Origin of the sequence: Erythrobacter longus, from assembly GCF_000715015.1 — a bacterium.
Taxonomy (GTDB): Bacteria; Pseudomonadota; Alphaproteobacteria; order Sphingomonadales; family Sphingomonadaceae; genus Erythrobacter; species Erythrobacter longus.
In genome coordinates, this window is record NZ_JMIW01000003.1 from 92,342 (window position 1) to 111,240 (window position 18,899).

The following is an 18,899-nucleotide window of genomic DNA, read 5'->3' on the forward strand; positions in this document are numbered from 1 at the left end:
ATGAGTTCGGTCTCTCTTCTCCCGTTCATGATCCTGATGCAGGCCACTCCCGGTGCGGAGCCTGCAACCGCGCCAGTGAGCGATAAGATGCCTGAGGGCATGCAGGATGGGGCCGAGCACAATCAAAGCATTGACCGTGAGGGGTTGAACACGACGGCCAAGGAAGAGGCCGAAGATCTCGACAATCAGGTCATCGAAGGGCGCGAGCGTCCCGGTTACACTGCCCCTTTGCCAGAGCGTGTGACACAGGAAAATCCGGGGGCCGTGCGCGCGCCGCCACCTCAAGCCTTTTCGCCCGATCAAGTTCCGATCCCTGATCGCTGGCGTTTGATCGACAATGTCACTGACATCAACGGCAATCCTGTGATCAAGGAGGCCTTGCTCGACCCCTATAATCAGAACACCTACAAGGGCGACCGTCCGATCAACCCGGACAAGGTTCCTTGGCTTCCGATTAAAGAAAACGACTGGTTCTTCGTCCTCAATGCGATCAGCGACACAGTGTATGAGCCGCGCACTTTCCCGATCCCGGTGGGGATTCAAACGACTGAGGACCCCGACCGGCTGGACGTATTCGGCAATGATTTCTCGACCGTCTTGTCACAGACTTTCATCGTGGGCGCCGCGCTTCTCAAAGGATCGACCGCTTACAAGCCGCCCAGCATCGAGTACCGTCTGACGCTGGCCTACAACGTCAACTATGTCGATGTGCCAGAGCGGCGAGTTCTGTTCGTGGAGCCTTCGCGCCCCAGCCACCGTCTGGATCATTTCCTTGGTGTGCAGGAAGCTTTCGTCGATTACCACTTTACCAAATACGACCGCGACCGGTTCGACTTTATCTCGATCCGCGCAGGGATTCAGCCATTTCAGGCCGACTTCCGCGGTTTCCTTTTTCAGGATCAACAGCTTGGCGTACGTCTGTTTGGTAACCGGGACAACAACCGCTTTCAGTTTAATCTGGCCGGTTTTTGGCGGCTTGAGAAAGACACCAACAGCGGCCTTAATTCGGTCGCGAAAACGCCGCGCGATGATTTCGTCTTTATCGCCAATGTTTACCGTCAGGATTTCCTGATCCCGGCTCTGACCAGCCAGTTTACGGTCGCCTACAACCGCAACCGCGAAGCCAATGATATCCAGATCGATACCAACGGCTTCCCTGTGCGCCCCGCGCTTCTTGGCGATTTGAGGGGGCGCGATTACGACGTTTACTACCTTGGCTACAATGTCGATGGCCGCATTGGCCGGATCAATCTGACCGGCAGCGCCTATTGGGCGCTTGGCGAAGATCGCAATTCCATCCTTACGGGCGAGCCTGTTGACATTAATGCGCAGTTTGCGGCCGCTGAGATCAGCTATGACCGGGACTGGATGCGTTTTCGTCTGTCGGGCCTTTATCAAAGTGGCGACAGCGACCCCTTTGATGACACGCACACCGGGTTCGATGCGATCTTTGAAAACCCGCAATTTGCAGGGGCCGATACGTCGTATTGGATCAGGCAGACTCTACCCTTTGCAGGCGGTGGCCGGGTCATTTCGGTCAATGGCCGCAACGGCATTTTGAATACGCTGCGCTCGTCCAAAGAGCAGGGGCAGTCGAACTTCCTCAACCCTGGCTTGTGGCTGGTGGGCGTGGGCGCAGACTTTGATCTGACACCAGAAGTTCGCCTTACCGCCAATGCCAACCATTTGTGGTTTGAGGACACTGCGACGCTTGAGAATTTCCGGATCGAAGGGAGCATCCCAAGCGAGATCGGCTATGATCTTTCGGCAAGCGCGATATGGCGGCCCAAAGCCAATCAGAACATCGTGTTCCGCCTGTCTGCGGCGACCCTGCTTTCAGGTAAAGGGTTCGAGGATCTGTTCGACAACCTCGGCAATGACGGCAATTTCTATTCCATCCTCGCTAACCTGACGCTGACCTACTGATGGTAAGGAGCAAATTCTTGACGAGCCAAAGCTCACAATTTCGCTTCTTTACGCCGATGCACGTTCTTTTGGCTGTTGCGGCGCTGATCCTTGGTCTTTCGGTTTTTCAAGCTGAGACGCAGGCCGCTGACAAGGAAAAGCCGACAAAGCGCAATTACAGCCTCGTCATCTCAGCGCCGGCGCCCGCGCGTCAGTCACAGGCCGATGCGGATGCAAAATCGGAAGGGTGCCTTACCTGTCACCGCGCAAGCGATGCGCCGACCATGCACGAAACGCCTGCCGTGGTGCTGGGCTGTGTGGACTGTCACGGCGGCAATGCGAGCGTCGCTGGCAATCCATCGCTTCCTTACGATCACCCCGATTATCTGGCTGCGCGCGACACGGCGCACGTGCTTCCCAAATATCCTGACAGCTGGCACTTTCCATCGTCTGCGAACCCTGAACGCTCTTACGCACTGCTCAATAAAGAAGCGCCAGAGTTCATCAAATTCGTAAACCCATCGGACTACCGCGTTGCGCGGGAAGCTTGCGGTTCGTGCCATATCCAGGCGATTGAGAGCGCTGAACGTTCCATCATGGCAACCGGCGCGATGTTGTGGGGCGGTGCGACTTACAACAACGGCATATTGCCCTTCAAAAACTACATTCTGGGTGAAGCGTACACCCGCGCTGGCGACAGCGCGACGATTGCTGGCGTTGGCAGCGTGATCGCATCGCCAGGCGATGATCCATCAGGTCAGCTGTCCGAGGAACAAAAGGCGCGAGGCGTCCTTGGACAGCTGTACCCGCTTCCGACTTGGCACGTGATCCCGCCTGCAGACGTCTTCCGCGTGTTTGAGCGTGGTGGGCGGACCATCAACTCGCAGTTCCCAGAGATTGGCCAACCCAATATCACGGGCCGGATTCAGCTTCTCGAAGAGCCTGGTCGCCCTGACCTCAAACAATCCAACCGTGGTCCAGGAACGGGTCTTCGCGTGGCGATCCCGGCACTCAACATTCACAAGACGCGCCTCAACGATCCGTTCACATGGTTCATGGGAACCAATGATCAGCCCGGTGACTATCGCCATTCGGGCTGTGCCTCTTGTCACGTAATCTATGCCAATGACCGCGAGCCGCGTCACAGCCTCACCTATGCGCAATATGGCCGCGATGGTCAGACGGTGACGGCCGATCCGTGCATCAATCCAGAAGCGAACACAAATTCCGCGCTTCAATGCTACAGCCGCGTGACCAGTGGTGGTCGCAATCCTGGCGAAGCAGGGCATCACGGTTACAAGAAAGACATCGGCCTGCCCGAAAGCGGTCTTAAAGACAGCTCGTTCGATGGTGCTGGCGGCCACGGCGCTTTGAAAGGTCCCGACGATCACGCCGAAGAGGGGTATGATGATGGTCACGGTACCCACAGCGACAAGCCGAAGCGCGAAAAAGGCCACCCGCTCAAACACGTCTTTACCCGCGCGATCCCAACCGCGCAGTGCATGACCTGTCACATGCACCAGCCTAACATCTTCCTCAATTCCTACCTTGGCTACACCATGTGGGATTATGAGAGCGACGCGCCCAAGATGTGGCCTGGCCCCGAAAACGAAACACCGCGCCCGCACGGCATGTCAGATAAGGACTACGAGACGTTCTATAAAACGCAGCGTTTCCCAACTGCCGAGCAAGTGCGTGCGATCATGGACCGCAACCCCGAAGGGGCCGCTGCGCGCGGAATGTGGGCCGATGTGGACTTCCTGCGCAATGTCTATGACCTCAACCCAGAGCTCGAAGACACACAATTTGCCGATTATCATGGCCACGGCTGGAATTTCCGCGGCATCTTCAAACGCGACCGCGACGGCAATCTTCTGGATGCAGAAGGCGAAATTCTGCGCCCGGGCAATCCGGAAACCGACACTCCTGAAGAACAAGCCTATCACGACAACCGCTGGCGTCAGCGCTGGCGCAAGGACGGCGAGGGCAAATTTGTCGAGGTCGAAAAAGACCCGGCGAAAAACGGCTCTAACAATCCTGGCACGGCCGTTCATATGATGAGCATCCACGCTGAGGTCGGCATGCAGTGCGTCGATTGCCACTATGAGCAAGACACGCACGGCAATGGCCTCATCTATGGCGAAGTCGCCAATGCGATCGAGATCGGGTGTAAGGATTGCCACGGTACAGCAGACGCCTATCCAACGCTTCGAACCAGCGGCCCTGCTGCGCCGCCCGAAGGGCACAACCTTGCGCTTTTGCGCAACCCTGATGGACAGCGCCGCTTTGAGTGGATGGAGAAAGAAAACGGCGAGCGGGTTTTGATCCAACGCTCCATTCTTGATCCAGAGCTTCAGTGGGAAATGAGCCTTGTCAAAGACTCGGTCGACCCGAACGCCTCCACCTTCAACGCCAAGGCTGCGCGCTCCAAACTGATGAGCGTCTATGGCGCAGAAACCGGCAATTTCGAGTTTGGCACAGGCGTCGCGAAGGGCGAACGCGCGCACGATGATGACAATATGGCGTGCTTTACCTGCCACCTTTCATGGACGACCAGCTGTGGCGGGTGTCACCTGCCGATTGAGGCGAACTGGAAGACCAAATCGCACCGCTATGAAGGCGGTTCGACTAGGAACTTTGCAACCTATAACCCGCAGGTTGCGCGCGATCAGATGTTCCAGCTGGGCAAGCACCAGACGACAAAGGGCAATCAAACTGCGCCGGTGCGTTCAACCTCGGCGCTTGTATTGTCCTCCACCAACATCAACCGCGAGCGCATCTATGTGCAGCAGCCGCCGATTTCGGCGATTGGCTTCTCGTCACAGGCGTTCGCACCGCACTTCCCGCACACGGTGAGGAAGACAGAGACGAAGCAGTGCTCTGACTGTCACCTTGCCGAAGCAGAAGACAACAACGCCATCATGGCGCAGCTCCTGCTTCTTGGCACAAACTATGTGAACTTCGTCGGCATGCACGCCTTCACCGGCCTCGAAGGCGGGATTTCCGCAGTTCGCGTCACCGAGTATGACGAACCGCAAGCTGTGCTGGGCTCATACCTCCACCGCTATTCCTACCCTGACTATTGGCGTCGCCATGTCGAGGACAATGGCCGCGAGCTTAAGAACTGGGTGCGCGGTGAAGCGTTCGATGGCGATATCTCAGGCGAGACCAAGCCGTTCGAAGAATTCGTCAATGTCCATGAGGGCACAGGCGATGAGGTCCGCTGCCTTCAGATGCGCGGCGAATATCTTTTCGTGGCTGAAGGCAAGGGCGGTTTTCGTGCCTATGATATCGCCTCGGTTGCTAACAAAGGCATTTCAGAACGCATCCTTACAGCGCCTTTCTCACCGCTTGGCCACGACACGCATGTCGATACCAAGGATGCGACCTGTATGGCGGTTGCGACCAACCAGCCTATTGCGCCAGAGCGCAACACGGCCCGCATGCGCGAAGTGAATGAGGAACAACCGTTCAGCCCGATCTATGACTATGCGTTCATCACCGATGCTCAAGAGGGCTTGATCGCGGTCGATGTGAACACATTGAACGATGGCGAGTTCCGCAACAACTTCTTTGACCGGGCACAATTCCCCGGCGGTGTGGATGCGTGGAACCCGAACGGTGTTCTAAACGGAGCAAGCCATATTACCCTTGCAGGCGACTATGCCTACATCACGGCGGACGCTGGCCTTGTGGTTGTCTATCTGCCCAAAGATATCCCGGATAATCCCGCGACCCCATATGTGGATGAGTGCGAGATCGATCCTGCAAACCCGGCTGAGAGCTGCCTTGCACCGCGCGTGACCAAAGTCATTCCGCTTCAAGGTGCACGCGCGACAACCGTCCAGTTCCGCTATCTTTGGGTGACTGACAATGACGGCCTCAAGGTCTTTGATGTCACAGAGATGGGCGATCCTGTGGCTGTACCAGAGGCGACGTACCCTATTGCCGATGCTCGCCGGATCTATGTCGCGCGCACCTATGCATATGTGGCAGCTAAGGGCGATGGCCTTATGATCTTCGATGTGAAGAACCCGCGCTCGCCAAAACTGTATCAAAAGGTCACGCTGGACGGGACGCTAAACGATGCAGAGGATGTGATCGTTGGCTCCACCAATGCGTCGCTGTTCGCCTATGTCGCGGACGGGGTGAACGGTCTTAAAGTGCTTCAGCTGACCAGTCCTGAAAGCCAGCGCAATTTCTACGGCTTCAGCCCCGCGCCAGTGCCAGAGCTTGTTTCTTACGCGAAGACACCTTCGCCTGCGCTCGCGCTCTCGAAGGGCCTCGACCGTGACCGCGCGGTGGATGAAACGGGCGGGCAGATGGCGGTGTTTGGTCGGCTTGGTTCACGCCCATTCACACGCGCTGAGATGGAGAAGCTCTTCATTACCAGAGCCGGTGTGCCATGGAAGGTCACCGATGATGTCGACATGAACCGCTGGGTGGGAAGCGGCTTTGGCCCCAATGTGGCGGTCCGCCGTGAGGAAGAAGCACCTGAGGCGCGGGCTGAGGATGAGCCTGACCTCGGCGGCTAAGCTGCGCAGTCCTGCTACTGGCCGGGCGTGAACTCACAATTGGAATAAAGTGCGATGGCCAAATGGCCGTCCAACAAGGGCCGATAACCGCCCCTGGGCTTATTCCTCGCGTTCGGCGAAGAGTCCCTTCATCATCGGCTTGATGTGCTCTTCAAACCGAGCGAGTGTTTGCCACTGGCCGACAGGTTGGAAGTGCGAGACGAAGGTGGAATTACGCCAGATATGAAGCGAGTAAAAGGGTGGCTCTGCATCAACGATCGGGCGGTGATCGGCGACATCTGTGTCCATTGGACGCAGGTCCAACGCCACTGCGGGGGCAACGGCCGGGGTCACGCTAATCGGGATGCCTTCTACCACAGAATGAAGCGGGCGATGCAGGTGCCCTGCCTGGATCGACAGGATCTGGCTGTGCCCACGCACCGCGTCACGAAAACGGAGCATCCACGGCTCATGCGGCTTGGGGTCCATCCACTCTATCGATGAAACCACCGGCGGGTGGTGAATAAACAGTACCGTTGGCGTGTCAGGATGCGCCTCGAGCTCTTTAGTCAGCCATGCGGCGCGCACCTCGCAGAATGCACCGCCGTGGCGGCCCGGTTCAAAGCTGTCGAGGCAAAGAAGGCGCAAACGCTCCTCTCCCTCACCCAGCTCCAGCGCGAATTGTGCAAAGCCGTCTGCGGTTGGGCATTCCGGGAAAACCTCAAGCATGACGTCGCGGCTGTCGTGATTGCCCGGAATGATTTCATAGGGGATCGGGCAGTCGTTCATCAGATCGCGGATACGGGCGTAGCATTCTGCGCTCCCATTGTCGGTCAAATCACCAGACAGGATCAGCAGATCAGGCTGAACCGGTTGGCTGAGCAAATGGCCCAGCACATTGCGGAAACGCACGAAGTTAAATTCGTTCTCACCCGCCTCGGGTTCAAATCCGACATGAGTGTCAGTGATCTGAGCAATGATCACGCCGGGATGGGCATTGTGGGCTGAGCCCTGAGGTCTGCCGCTGTCCGGCGAATATCTATGCATCCTAGCGCCTTAGACTGCTTAAGATTGCTGCAACATTATCATTTCCACCATTTCCGGGCAAATCGGGGTGATCGGCGGGCTTCCACGGCATCGCAGGCGTGTGATACCCATGGCACATCGCGCAGCCAGATGGCACGATTTCCTCAGTCTTCACAGCCGTTTCACCAAGGTGGCAATCGCGGCAGCTTTCAAGGTCAGGGATCAACAGATCGGTTGCTTCGCCAGAGGTCTCGGTCGCGTGGCAATCTTTGCATTCTGCAACATCATCGCCGTGCGCTTCGTGCGGGAAGAAACCGCCGTGGATGTATTTGTCAGGGATGTTTACAGGAATCAGGTCAAGCCTGCCATCGGTTGTGGTGCGCAGGTGGCAATCCCCGCAGGTGCCGCCTTTTTGAAGTGCCCGGTTGATCGCTATATAGGCGGTCATTGGACGGCCAAAGTTCGCATAATACCGCCCACTTGACGCATACTGCCCTGGACGGCCGCGTCCGGTGACAACCGTCCGTCGGCTGGCAAGGTTTACCTTGGCAAGGTCTTCCATAAGATCGGTGACATCGCCGTGGCGAAGTTTTGTAAAGGCCCCGCCTGCCGTGCCTGAGACAAGGCTGTGACACGCCTCGCAGGAATCTTCCATAACGACTGGTTTGAACCCGCCGGGCGCATTCTTGTCTTCTTCGTGACAGTCGCTGCATTCCAGAGGTGCGCCATATTGTGACAGGCTCAAAGCCATTTTGGCAGCGCCGCCCGTTTCAGAGACATGGATATCGTGTGGGAAGACAAGGCCGCTCTTTTCAACGGGCTTATCATCAAGGCTTACGCGCTTGGCTTTCTTGTCGAAATGCGCGGTGTAGAATTTGGGGCGGAATTGTGGGTGCTTCTCACCGAAATCGCCTGCATTACTGAACGCCACATCCGTCAAGCGTGCGTCCATATCGTTATGGCAATCTGCGCAGAATTTCTCCGTAGAGGCTTCCAGCTTGACCGGGCCCTCGTGCTCTGTGTGGCACGAAACACAGCCCAATGGTCCCTCTTTGCCGAGCGCTTGGCCGATATCCCATTGGATCTGATCGCCCGTGCTGAACGGAGCCATCCCGGTAAGCTGGCGATCCATCTTGGCGTGGTCGTCCAGTTCCTCGTGGCACGTGATACAGGTTTCATCTTGCACGGAAACAAATGCGGTCTGGTGACAGGCCTCGCAATTGTCCTCCAGATCGTGGTGAGCCATGCTAAGATCGCCCGTGCTCCACGAGGCATCAAACAGCACAGAGCCGGTTTCCAAATTCTCCGGATCGTTTTCGACCTTTTCGCGAAACTGGTGCGTAATGACCGGCACCGACAACAGCAGCACGAAGATCAGGCCGAAGAATGTCCAGGCCATAGCGCGCTTGCTGGGCATTGCGCTGGCCATAAGGAAGCCAGCTTCTGGCTCGCCTGCCGATTTGTCTTTAGGCGCAGGCTTGATGATAATCTGAACAGAACCATCTGCATCGCGCGACACAGCGAGAAGGGCAGGGCCCACCGCAATTTCAGCGCCCGCATCAGGATCAATCCGGGCCTCGGTGACGCTCGTCCCATCAAGGTTAAACGGCAGTTCGCCCAATGCGCGCGCTGCGACCATGCCTTTGCCTGCATCGGTCAGCTTCAAGTGCTGAAGCTCAACTGTCAGGTCGGGCAGATGGATGTCGCTTGCCGGGTCGCGCCCGATGATGAGCTCATCCTTTTCAACCCTGCGGTCGCGGACGATTTCGCGGCCCGATTTGGCAACGGCAATGGTACGGATCAGGAATGCCATGGAGCGCGCCTCACCAATAATAGAACACGCTGATCACATGCGCGAGGAGCGCAGCGAGCAGGGCGATCGTTGCCGGGATGTGGATAAAGAGCCAAATTTCAAGCATCGCTTTGATGCGAAGATGGCGGCGGATTTGGGCGAGTTGTTCGGCCCGTGCGGTCAGTAATTCGTGAACGCGGATTTCGGCGTCACTGCCTGTGGCTGGAATGCCTGCCAAGGCGCGCTTGGTTGCGCATCCGGGATAGGACCCCGTAAGACGCGAGAAGGCGCCTGCGTAAAACACATCCTGTTCAAGCACGCCGATCACAAGATCGGACCCTGCACGTCCCAATGGCTGAGCAGCGCTTTCAAGTTTGCGATCAATATCAGCGATTGTATCGAGCATATCACCGCCCGTTTTATCGCCCCTGTTGGCTGACAATTCCTTGGGCAGAGCAGCGTAGGCGTAAACGCCGTAAATCCCGCTAATGATGACGATGAGCATCAGGACATAGGCGAGTGTGTGGACGTTCCAACCGATTTGAAACCCGGTGTGAAGCGTGCCCACAACGATGAGCGCAAGTCCCAGATAAACATGCGCGCTCGTCCACGCCTTAAGGCTCCACGCGCCTTCGGAAATACGCCGTTTGCGAATGCCGAGCATGGATAGCCAGACGATCAGCAAAAGCCCGACTGTCCCAAGTGTATAACCATACCAGCTACCGCCATTGGGGCGCGGTTCCTGATCAATCAGCGCGTAGCCGATGATGCTGAAGGCGCACAAAAGCAGCGCCATCCAAAGCCAGCGAAAGCCGCGATGTTTGAGGAAGCTGATATGGTCCGCATCCCGCCGCTTTTCGTCTTCGCGAAACCTGTTGTCTGCTGCGGTCGCCATCAGCCCTCTACATCCTCTGTCATTTTGGCAAAGGTCAGGAACTTGTCAGGCGACACCCGGATTGCAGCGCCTGTTGGGCATGCGCGAACACACGAAGGGCCGCCCTCGATACCAGCGCACATATCGCATTTGACCGCCTTTTTGGCGACGCCGGGATCGGAATTTTCCTTGCGCCATGAATAGGGCGCCTCGCCTGGCCCAGGCCCGGAACCAAACATCATCCAGCTAAGAAGGCTGGGCTTTTCAGGGGGCACCGGCTCCATATTGATAACGCCGTAAGGGCAGTTACTTTTGCAATTGCCGCAACCAATACAGGTCTCGCGGTTGATGTTGACCTCGCCATCTGCGCCGCGCTGGATCGCGTTTGGCGGGCAATCGGTCATGCAATGCGGGTGTTCGCAGTGGCGGCAGCTGATCGGCACGTGGAGATAGGCGAAGGTCTTGCCCGTCTCCCGGTCAAGGCGCGAAAGGCCATCGTGGCTGTCCGCGCACGCCTTTTCACAATTGTCACAGCCAATGCACAGCCGTTCATCGATCAGCAGGGCATCGGTCGCCTCGCCCATGCCTTCATCAAAGAGGAAGGATGCAAGGCCGGAGAAGTTATCGACTTTACCGCCGTCTTTGTCCTGTCGGCTTTCAATCTCTTCGTTTGAGCGGCGGCGATCATCCATGATCTGGAGCGCGCGTTCACGCAGCTGCGGCTTTTGGGCAAGCAGATCGAGGAAGCCTTCACCCGGCAAACGGATGACCTCAGATTTTACCGCAGCACGCACAGTGGACATGCGCGGTAGCCCGTCAATAATGCCCATTTCGCCGAAGAAATTGCCTGCAGGGATAAGGCCAAGGAACGTCTGTCGTTCCCCTTCGCCTTTTTCCACCCGCATCGAACCAAGTCGCACGATAAACAGGTCTTTATCGTCCGCACCTTCCTGAATGACCACTTTGCCAGCGCTAATCTCTTCGACCACTGCGCTATCGGTCAAAGGCTTGATGTCCTCAGGCGTCAGGCCAGAACCAAACAGCTGAAGGATTTGCCGCTCGATCGAAATGCGTTTGACCGCTTCATCCGCCTCGGGCGAGGAGCCGATGAGTTTAAGCGCCGCCTTACGTGAAAGTTCGACAACCACGGTGTCTTCAGCGGCGCGAATGGTTGCGCCCCGGCGCCTGCCCGAAACCAGGCCAACCTCGCCAAAGATTGATCCTTGACCAATCGGCACAGTGATTGATGGATCGTTCGGGTTGACCTCTACCGCAACGCTGCCCTGGGCGATGGCGAAGAGGGATGATCCGGGGGCATCGCGCCGGAAGATCACCTCGCCCGGCGCAAAGGCGGTGCAAATGGAATCGAGCATCAACTCGCGCATTTGCAGCGTTGAAAGGCCTGCAAAAATATCGACATTGGTGCGATAAAGCTCGAGCCAGTAGTCGACACTTTTGCCGCCCGGAAGGTTTTCGAATACCTTTTCGAGCAGCGGCTCGTCCGCAGGCTTCACCGCTTCGCCGGTCGCCAAGAATTCGATGACGTCGTAGCCCTGGTTCATGCAGTGTTTGATCAGCGGATAGCCAGCCAGCGCGCCGATTACAAAGACGCCTGCTTTGGTTGTCTCGAATTCGGGGGAGAGTTTGGGGAAGGCGCTGCGATCCTCGCTCGTAAACTCAATCCCCATCGCCTCGATAAATTTGCGCGGCGGCTGTGATCCGATGCGGGTGATGATCATGTCGCACGGGATGATTTCCTGCCCCGTCTCAGTCTCAACTACCATCTCACCATCGCGCACTTCGGCAGGCGATGTGCGGTAAGATATGTTGAGGAAGCCTTCTTCATCTGCGCTGGTCAGATCGGTCGCGTTCTTGATCTTTGCCTTTGCAAAATCGGTGCCGCGGTTAAGAACGGTGACAGTGTTGCCAAGCGCCGGGTCTGTCGCAAGGCCAAGCGCGTTTTCAATCCCGGCATCGCCTGTGCCAACGACGATCACATGCTTATCGATGTGGTCTTCAGGATCGTCCAATTGCGGCGTGATCATCGGGTGATCTGCACCCGGGCACCGCAGCAGATTGGGGTTGCCTTGCGTGCCGATAGCAAGGACTATCGTCTCGGCGCGGATGGTATCACCATCCTTCAACTTGATCGAGAAATTGCCTTTTTCGCCTTCGACCGAGACAACTTCCGCGTTCAGCCGGGTGTTGATGTCGAAATCTTGGACCTCGCCCTCATATGTGGGCATGCGTTCATCTTCGATGCGGCAGTGCTTGTTCCAAATACCAAGGATACGCTCACGCGTGCCCTCTTCAAACTCCATGCCCTGATGCACGCCTTCCTCGTACCCGCCTGCGCGAAGCGCGAGGTCGGAAGGGGTCGCCATCACGTGCTTGCCCTTTTGATATTTGAAGATCGTGTCTGAGAGGTGATCGGTTTTTTCGAGCAGGATGTGCGACATCTCGCGCTTTGCGGCCTGTCCCGCAGCGCTCATTCCGGCAGGGCCGGACCCAATAATCGCGACTTTGAATAAGTCAGACAATCTATCCCCCCCTTTTGGATAGATTTTACATACAAGCGCTAACCATAAGGAAAGCGCGCCCCAATGCCGGTTACAATTGCCGCTTTTGCCCGCGGATGCTAGTGCAAAATGCACAGGACTAGTCGAAATACGTGCAAATGAGGGTGTAAATGGGGGAAAATACGCAAAGCCCATCCGGTTCTAAAGCCGGCTGGATACTGCTTGGCGGCGCAGCTTTGCTGGCGGTCGCATCAGTTGGATATAACGTATACTCGGGCGGTGAGGACGACGCCGTGGCAGAGGCCACGAGCGACGGTGTGCCTACGATTGCTGAACTACGCAAGGCAGCAGAGGCGTCGAGCGATGATGCAGGGCCCTGGAGCGAACTGGGCTTTGCCCATTTTGAACGCGGCGAATTTGCTGAGGCAGTAGAGGCTTATGAGAAAGCGGTCGCAATTGACGAGACATCGGCATCACTTTGGTCCGCTTTGGGCGAAGCGCGCGTGATGGCGGTTGATGCGGCGCAAGCTGATGCTGACCCGCTGCCCGCATCCGCATTAGAAGCTTTTGCCAAAGCACTCGAGCGCGATGGAAACGACCCACGTGCGCGTTATTTCATGGCCGTAAAGAAAGACATCGACGGCGACCATCAAGGCGCGATTGACGGTTGGTTTGCCCTGCTTGAAGACACGCCGGTTGGGGCCCCGTGGGAAGGCGATGTGGTCCGCACGATCGAGCAAGTGGCCGCAATCAACGAGATTGATTTGGGCGATCGCCTTTCCACTGCGATGGCCACCCGAACCCCTGAAATCGCGATCCCGGGCTCAGGTTCGGTAGCGGGCGATGCAGCATCGGACAATGTGCGCGGCCCCACCGCTCAACAAGTCGCCGATGCGCGCCAAATGTCGGAAAGCGACCAGCGCCAGATGATTGCGGGTATGGTGTCGGGCCTTGAGGAGCGGCTTGAGGGCGATCCCAGCAATCTGGACGGCTGGGTAATGCTGATGCGCAGCCGGATGACCCTTGGCGAAAGAGGCAAGGCGCGAGACGCCCTGGCGAAAGCGGTTGCGGCTAATCCGGGTGAGGCTGATGAGCTGAGAAGGCAGGCGGCGCAGCTGGGAATTGAGTAAAGGGGCAGCGATCACGCGAATAAGAGATTTCTTGTCGCAGTCGTCCAATTCTTAGTCACTGGTCATGGGGGCAAATCGGGCGTTGTATATACTTCCGCCGGAGGCTCAATTTGTGGGCACAAACTCTTCGCGTGGCGTCCCATCTACCGCGAATAGGCGCTCAACCGGTAGCTTCACGACCAACTGCGAATTGGGTAAGCGCTCATCGTAAACTGCACCCAGCAAACCTGCCATACGCGAGCCTTCGGTTTTTGCTCCAAGAGCGTCAAAGCCAATCGTCAAGCCCTCGCCCATGCTTCCTGTCCAGCGGCCGACGCGCACCGTAACGGGACCAGAATGGTATTTGCCTTCGCGGGGCAGCACTTGTTCAATCCACTGTCGATCAATACCAGTTCGGCGTTTTTCTGCTGGAAGCTGGTGAATTTGATAATTTGTTGGTTCCTGAACAAACCAACCTAAGATTCCGCGAGCGACAACGGTGTTCCCCCCGCTAGCGGTATCAGTCAGGTCGATAATGATATGCTGATCGTTGATCGCTTGGCCCATGGCCTGATCAAAAGCAGCGATGGTATCATTGCGGCCCAGTGAGTCATGAAACCTGATGACTAGACTGTCGTTCTCATTGCTCACAGATATGCTTGGCCTTTCGGCATCATCTATCGAATAGAGGTTGGGTAATTGCAGAACCCGCGGATTGTCTTGTGGGCTTTGCAAAGTGAGTGTTCGTGGTCGATCGCGTCTGCCAGCGGCAAGGACACGGGCAGCAAATGCCTCATCACCGCTTTCATCTATGACCCCAAGATCACGCCAAAACGTATCGATTGCATCTTGAACCGGTAACTCGCCTATCGCGATAAGACGGTCACCTGGTTTTATTCCTTCTTGCGATGCCGGAGAATTCTTTCGCACTTGCTCGATGAGATAATCGTCGCCACGCTTTTCAATCCATAAGTCGCCATAACTGGGAAACACTGCCCAGCTGTCAGAAAGCGATGCGCCCGTAATCGCATGGTGATCGGCGAGTAGCATCAGCGCCCGCTCAGCAAAGCGAATAAGCTCACGGCTGGTTTGAACGCTGGCAGCCTCTGCTCTTAACGTTTCGGTCAATTCGAAATTGCCGTTTGGTAGCCGGTCTAGATAAGCATATTGATACTTAACAAGTCGCTCCAACAGCTCCGCGTCTTCACGAAAGCCATCTGGCTGCGTAGCGAACGAAGCTGTAGCACTTAGCAGGGCGAATACGGTCAAAAGCCATTTCATGAAGGTGACGATACAACCATTGCCGAAAGTCAGCAAATGGGTCGCAATCGGGCTTTGCGTTAATGGCTTGCTTATCCAACAAGAAAAGGGACGCTCCCCGCAAAGGAGGCGCCCCTTTTGTGTTCGTCTTCAGGCTGCGGCTTAAACCACGCCGAAGGCCAGCATTGCGTCGGCCACTTTCTTGAAGCCTGCGATATTTGCGCCTTTGACATAGTCAACATAGCCATCGCCTTGGTCGCCATATTCGGTGCACTTGTCGTGAATGCCTTCCATCAGATCGGTCAGCATTTCGCCGAGGCGTTCATGGTTCCAACTGATGCGTTCCGAGTTCTGGCTCATCTCGAGGCCGGACACCGCGACACCGCCAGCGTTGGCCGCTTTGCCTGGGCCGTACAGGATCTTGGCATCGTGGAAGACCTTCACGCCATCAAGCGTGGTCGGCATATTCGCGCCTTCCGATACGCCTTTACAGCCATTGCTGACCAGCGCTTTGGCTTCGTCTTCGTTCAGCTCGTTCTGCGTCGCGCACGGCAGAGCGAGGTCGCATGACACATCCCAAGGCCGCTTGCCTTCGTGGAAGGTCGCGTTGGTAAAGTGGTCGGCATATTCACTGATACGGCCGCGTTTCACGTTCTTCAGCTCTTTTACCCAGTCGATCTTTTCTTGATCGAACCCATCGGGATCATGGATGAAACCGCCCGAATCCGACATGGTCAGCACTTTACCGCCAAGCTGCGTGATCTTTTCAGCGGCATGGGTTGCGACATTGCCTGAGCCTGAAATCACTGCGGAGTGCCCTTCGACATCCATGCCTTTGTGCTTGAGCATGTTTTGCAGGAAATAGACCGCGCCATAGCCGGTTGCCTCGGGGCGCATTTGCGAGCCGCCATATTCCTGACCCTTGCCGGTCAAGACGCCTTCCCAGCGGCCCGTGATGCGCTTGTATTGGCCAAACATATAGCCAATTTCGCGCCCGCCAACGCCGATATCGCCCGCTGGCACGTCGGTGTCAGGGCCGATGTGGCGGTAAAGCTCTGTCATAAAGCTTTGGCAAAAACGCATGACTTCTGCGTCAGATTTGCCCTTGGGATTGAAGTTTGCGCCGCCTTTGCCGCCGCCCATGGGAAGGCCAGTCAATGAGTTTTTGAAGGTTTGCTCAAACGCAAGGAACTTAAGAACGCTTTCGGTCACCGATGGGTGAAAGCGAATGCCGCCTTTATAAGGGCCGATGGCGTTGTTGTTCTGGACCCGCCAGCCGCGCTGAACGCGGATGTTGTGATTGTCATCTTCCCAGCATACGCGGAACGAGACGATGCGATCCGGCTCCGCAATCCGGCGCAGGATCTGCGCTTCGTGATATTGGACCTTGTCGGCCATGAATTCGAAGATGTCTTGAGCAACTTCATGAACAGCCTGAATAAATTCAGTTTGTCCCGGATTACGCTTTTTCACGCCTTCCATGAATTGCGATAGATTTACGTGGTCAGAAACCGGCATTGCATACCCCCCTTATGAATAACAACGCGACCGCATTTTTGTTTTTGCGTGTAGGCTCTATCCTTTGAAAGCGGGTTTGACGCAAGTGCAAGGATGCACATTGCTCCGCTCTGGCACCAACGCTTGCGCTAAGGGGACGCGGGGTTGCAATCCCTACGCGAAGCCTTGTAGGCAGGCCCCAACGCAAGCGCGCCCATCACGAGGCGTGCGGCTGGGCCCGCCAAATTGCTTGGGCCCGGCAGGCATCAGGGCCGCCAGTTTTGGCCCAAAACAATCGGAACGCACTTTTCCATGACCAGCCCCGGAGCTGACCAGACGCCTGTTGAACAATCGCCTGCTGAAAAAAGGCCTGCTGACCAAATCAATTCGAGCGACCATCCTATTGCGCCGCCATTGGTTGAGCTTGACATTGATACGCATGACAGCGGCTTTTACGACGGGTTCAGCCGCGAGGTGACGATCCCCGCGAAAATCATTGTGTCGCTCATCATATTGTGGGCGATCTTCTTCCCGGTGAATGCGATGGAGACCCTCCAGGTCGCTAATTCAACCATCATCAGCGCGTTCAGCGGATGGTATGTCTATCTCGTCGCGTTTCTCGTTTTGAGCTGCGCCGTTTTAGTGGCGGTCCCTCAGATCGGGTCTTTGCGTATCGGTCCACCGGGTGAAAAGCCGGAATTCTCGCGCGCTTCTTGGTTCTCCATGCTGTTTGGCGCTGGCATCGGCATCGGGATGCTAACCTTCTCCACCGGGGAGCCGCTCGCGCACTTTTCGAACAATCCCGACATCATTCGCGGGACGATAGAGGCGCGCTCTGCTGAAGCGGTGCGACCTGCCTATCTCTACACCTTCCTGCACTGGGGCTTTGGCGCTTGGTGCACCTATGCATTGGTCGGGCTTGGCATTGGTTATGTGGCGCACAGGCGGGGCTTGCTGCTGACTATCCGGTCGAGCTTGGCTCCCCTTTTTGGTGAGCGCATGTCAGGCCTTGGGGGTCATGCAGTTGACGTTGTGGCAGTAGTGGCGACGATCCTGGGCGTCTCTTACACGCTTGCTTTCGGGGTCCAGCAGTTTGTCGCAGGGCTTTACCGAATAGGCTTTGGCGATTGGTTGATGGTCGAAGGCGAGGGCGGGGTGCTTATCGCTTCGAATATGGCGATTGTTGTCGCTCTGGTTGTGTTGGTGGGGGCCTCTACGATCAGCGCCTTGTCCGGCGTTGGGCGCGGGATCAAATGGCTTTCCAACATCAATATGGCGCTGTCATTTGGGCTCTTGGCCCTGTTCGCCATTGTTGGGTCCGGCCTTTTTGGTTTGCAGCTTATGGGCACTGCCACGTGGGATTACATCGTCAATCTGCCCGCACAATCGCTTGCCTTGTTTGCTGATGATGGCAGCGAAACCGCAGGCGCGCTGGTTGACTGGCAGCTTGGCTGGACGGTGATGTATTGGGCGTGGTGGATCGCGTTTGCGCCGTTTGTCGGCATGTTTATCGCCCGCATTTCGCGCGGGCGCACGATCCGTGAGTACATTCTCGGGGTCGCCTTGGTCCCATCGCTCATGTGCTTCATTTGGATGACTTTGGTGGGCGGCACTGCGATTGATCTTGAGCTTTCGGGTGTTGCAGGCGGTACGATTGTCGATGCACCAATGTCCGATCAATTGTTTGCAACGCTCGCATTGCTGCTTGATCCGGGCACTGCGGCCATCGTCTCAGGGCTCGTTGTGATCTTGCTGATGACCTATCTCATCACCTCAGCCGACAGCGCGATCCTGATCGTCAACACGATCAATGGCGCTGGCGATAACGAAGGTGCGCGGCGATTTCATATTCTCTTTTGGGGTTTGGCCCTCGCGTTTGTGGTAGGCTCGATGCTTATCCTTGGCGGGATTGAGGCCATTCGCATCACCATGATTATCGGCGCTTTGCCGTTCTCTGTGGTGCTTGCTGCCATGAGCGTATCAATCGTGAAGGCGGTGGTGTTCGACCTTATCCGCAAAAAACACGGTGTGCCCACCACACAAGAGGCTTGTGAGAACTGGGATGGGGAAGTTACAACCCCTTGAGGACTTTGTGCGGCACTTATAAAGGCAAAGTATTCGCGAAGATATACAGAACAGTATAGATAATTTATGAAGTATGATATCGGATACTTATAAAAGTCGTTTTGTAAAATTTGCGATAGCAATGAATAGTTCTCTGATTACCTAGAGTTTTCATGGCCTAGATTTACATTGTTGTTTCAATGCAACACATCTTTGTAGCTTTGGAAAATGCGAGGGCGCGCTGTGGCCAGCCCGCTTTGCTCTTGTTACCTGCCCCATCAGCGCGCCCCGTAGTTTGTGAAGTTCGCAAACTTCGTTGAGCCCGCTGTTCTTGGATGA

At 56.4% G+C, this 18,899-nt stretch carries 10 protein-coding genes; 4 read left to right on the forward strand and 6 right to left on the reverse strand.

Features of this window, described 5'->3' with window-relative positions; translation table 11 throughout:
- Together EH31_RS07730 and EH31_RS07735 are read left to right on the forward strand one after the other, a co-directional pair.
- Entirely contained in the window at positions 1-1,926 is a 1,926-nt protein-coding gene (locus tag EH31_RS07730) for a hypothetical protein (RefSeq protein ID WP_034959592.1), read from the forward strand.
- A 56-nt stretch (positions 1,927-1,982) separates the two neighbouring features.
- Entirely contained in the window at positions 1,983-6,440 is a 4,458-nt protein-coding gene (locus EH31_RS07735) for a multiheme c-type cytochrome (RefSeq protein ID WP_051699061.1), read from the forward strand.
- A gap of 99 nt (positions 6,441-6,539) precedes the next feature.
- Here the strand turns inward: EH31_RS07735 and EH31_RS07740 are convergent, their stop codons facing one another.
- Genes EH31_RS07740 through EH31_RS07755 form a run of 4 tightly spaced genes read right to left on the reverse strand, consistent with a single transcriptional unit; the run spans position 6,540 to position 12,603 of the window.
- On the reverse strand, positions 6,540-7,466 hold the full coding sequence (locus EH31_RS07740) for a metallophosphoesterase (protein WP_081853287.1): 927 nt from the start codon (positions 7,464-7,466) through the stop codon (positions 6,540-6,542).
- 1 nt (position 7,467) lies between these two features.
- On the reverse strand, positions 7,468-9,258 hold the full coding sequence (locus EH31_RS07745; protein ID WP_034959593.1) for a cytochrome c3 family protein: 1,791 nt from the start codon (positions 9,256-9,258) through the stop codon (positions 7,468-7,470).
- Between the two features lie 10 nt (positions 9,259-9,268).
- Positions 9,269-10,132, reverse strand: a complete 864-nt coding sequence (locus tag EH31_RS07750) for an MFS transporter (protein ID WP_034959594.1) — start codon at positions 10,130-10,132, stop codon at positions 9,269-9,271.
- Positions 10,132-12,603 (reverse strand): cyclic nucleotide-binding domain-containing protein, encoded by a 2,472-nt coding sequence (locus EH31_RS07755; protein ID WP_241765892.1) that lies wholly within the window; start codon positions 12,601-12,603, stop codon positions 10,132-10,134. The genes EH31_RS07750 and EH31_RS07755 overlap by 1 nt, the downstream gene beginning before the upstream one ends.
- A gap of 197 nt (positions 12,604-12,800) precedes the next feature.
- Here EH31_RS07755 and EH31_RS07760 point away from each other — a divergent pair, with 197 nt between their 5' ends.
- On the forward strand, positions 12,801-13,760 hold the full coding sequence (locus EH31_RS07760; RefSeq protein ID WP_034959595.1) for a tetratricopeptide repeat protein: 960 nt from the start codon (positions 12,801-12,803) through the stop codon (positions 13,758-13,760).
- Between the two features lie 105 nt (positions 13,761-13,865).
- Here the strand turns inward: EH31_RS07760 and EH31_RS07765 are convergent, their stop codons facing one another.
- Positions 13,866-15,056: a S41 family peptidase gene (locus EH31_RS07765; protein ID WP_206742017.1), complete on the reverse strand. Its 1,191-nt coding sequence runs from the start codon at positions 15,054-15,056 to the stop codon at positions 13,866-13,868.
- Between the two features lie 105 nt (positions 15,057-15,161).
- Complete coding sequence (gene gdhA / locus EH31_RS07770) at positions 15,162-16,517, reverse strand: NADP-specific glutamate dehydrogenase (RefSeq protein ID WP_034959596.1); 1,356 nt, start codon at positions 16,515-16,517, stop codon at positions 15,162-15,164.
- A gap of 291 nt (positions 16,518-16,808) precedes the next feature.
- Between gdhA and EH31_RS07775 the strand changes: the two genes are divergently transcribed.
- The gene (locus EH31_RS07775) at positions 16,809-18,581 is read left to right on the forward strand and encodes a BCCT family transporter (protein WP_081853288.1); all 1,773 of its coding nucleotides are present in this window, start codon (positions 16,809-16,811) and stop codon (positions 18,579-18,581) included.
- The last annotated feature ends 318 nt before the right edge of the window (positions 18,582-18,899 follow it).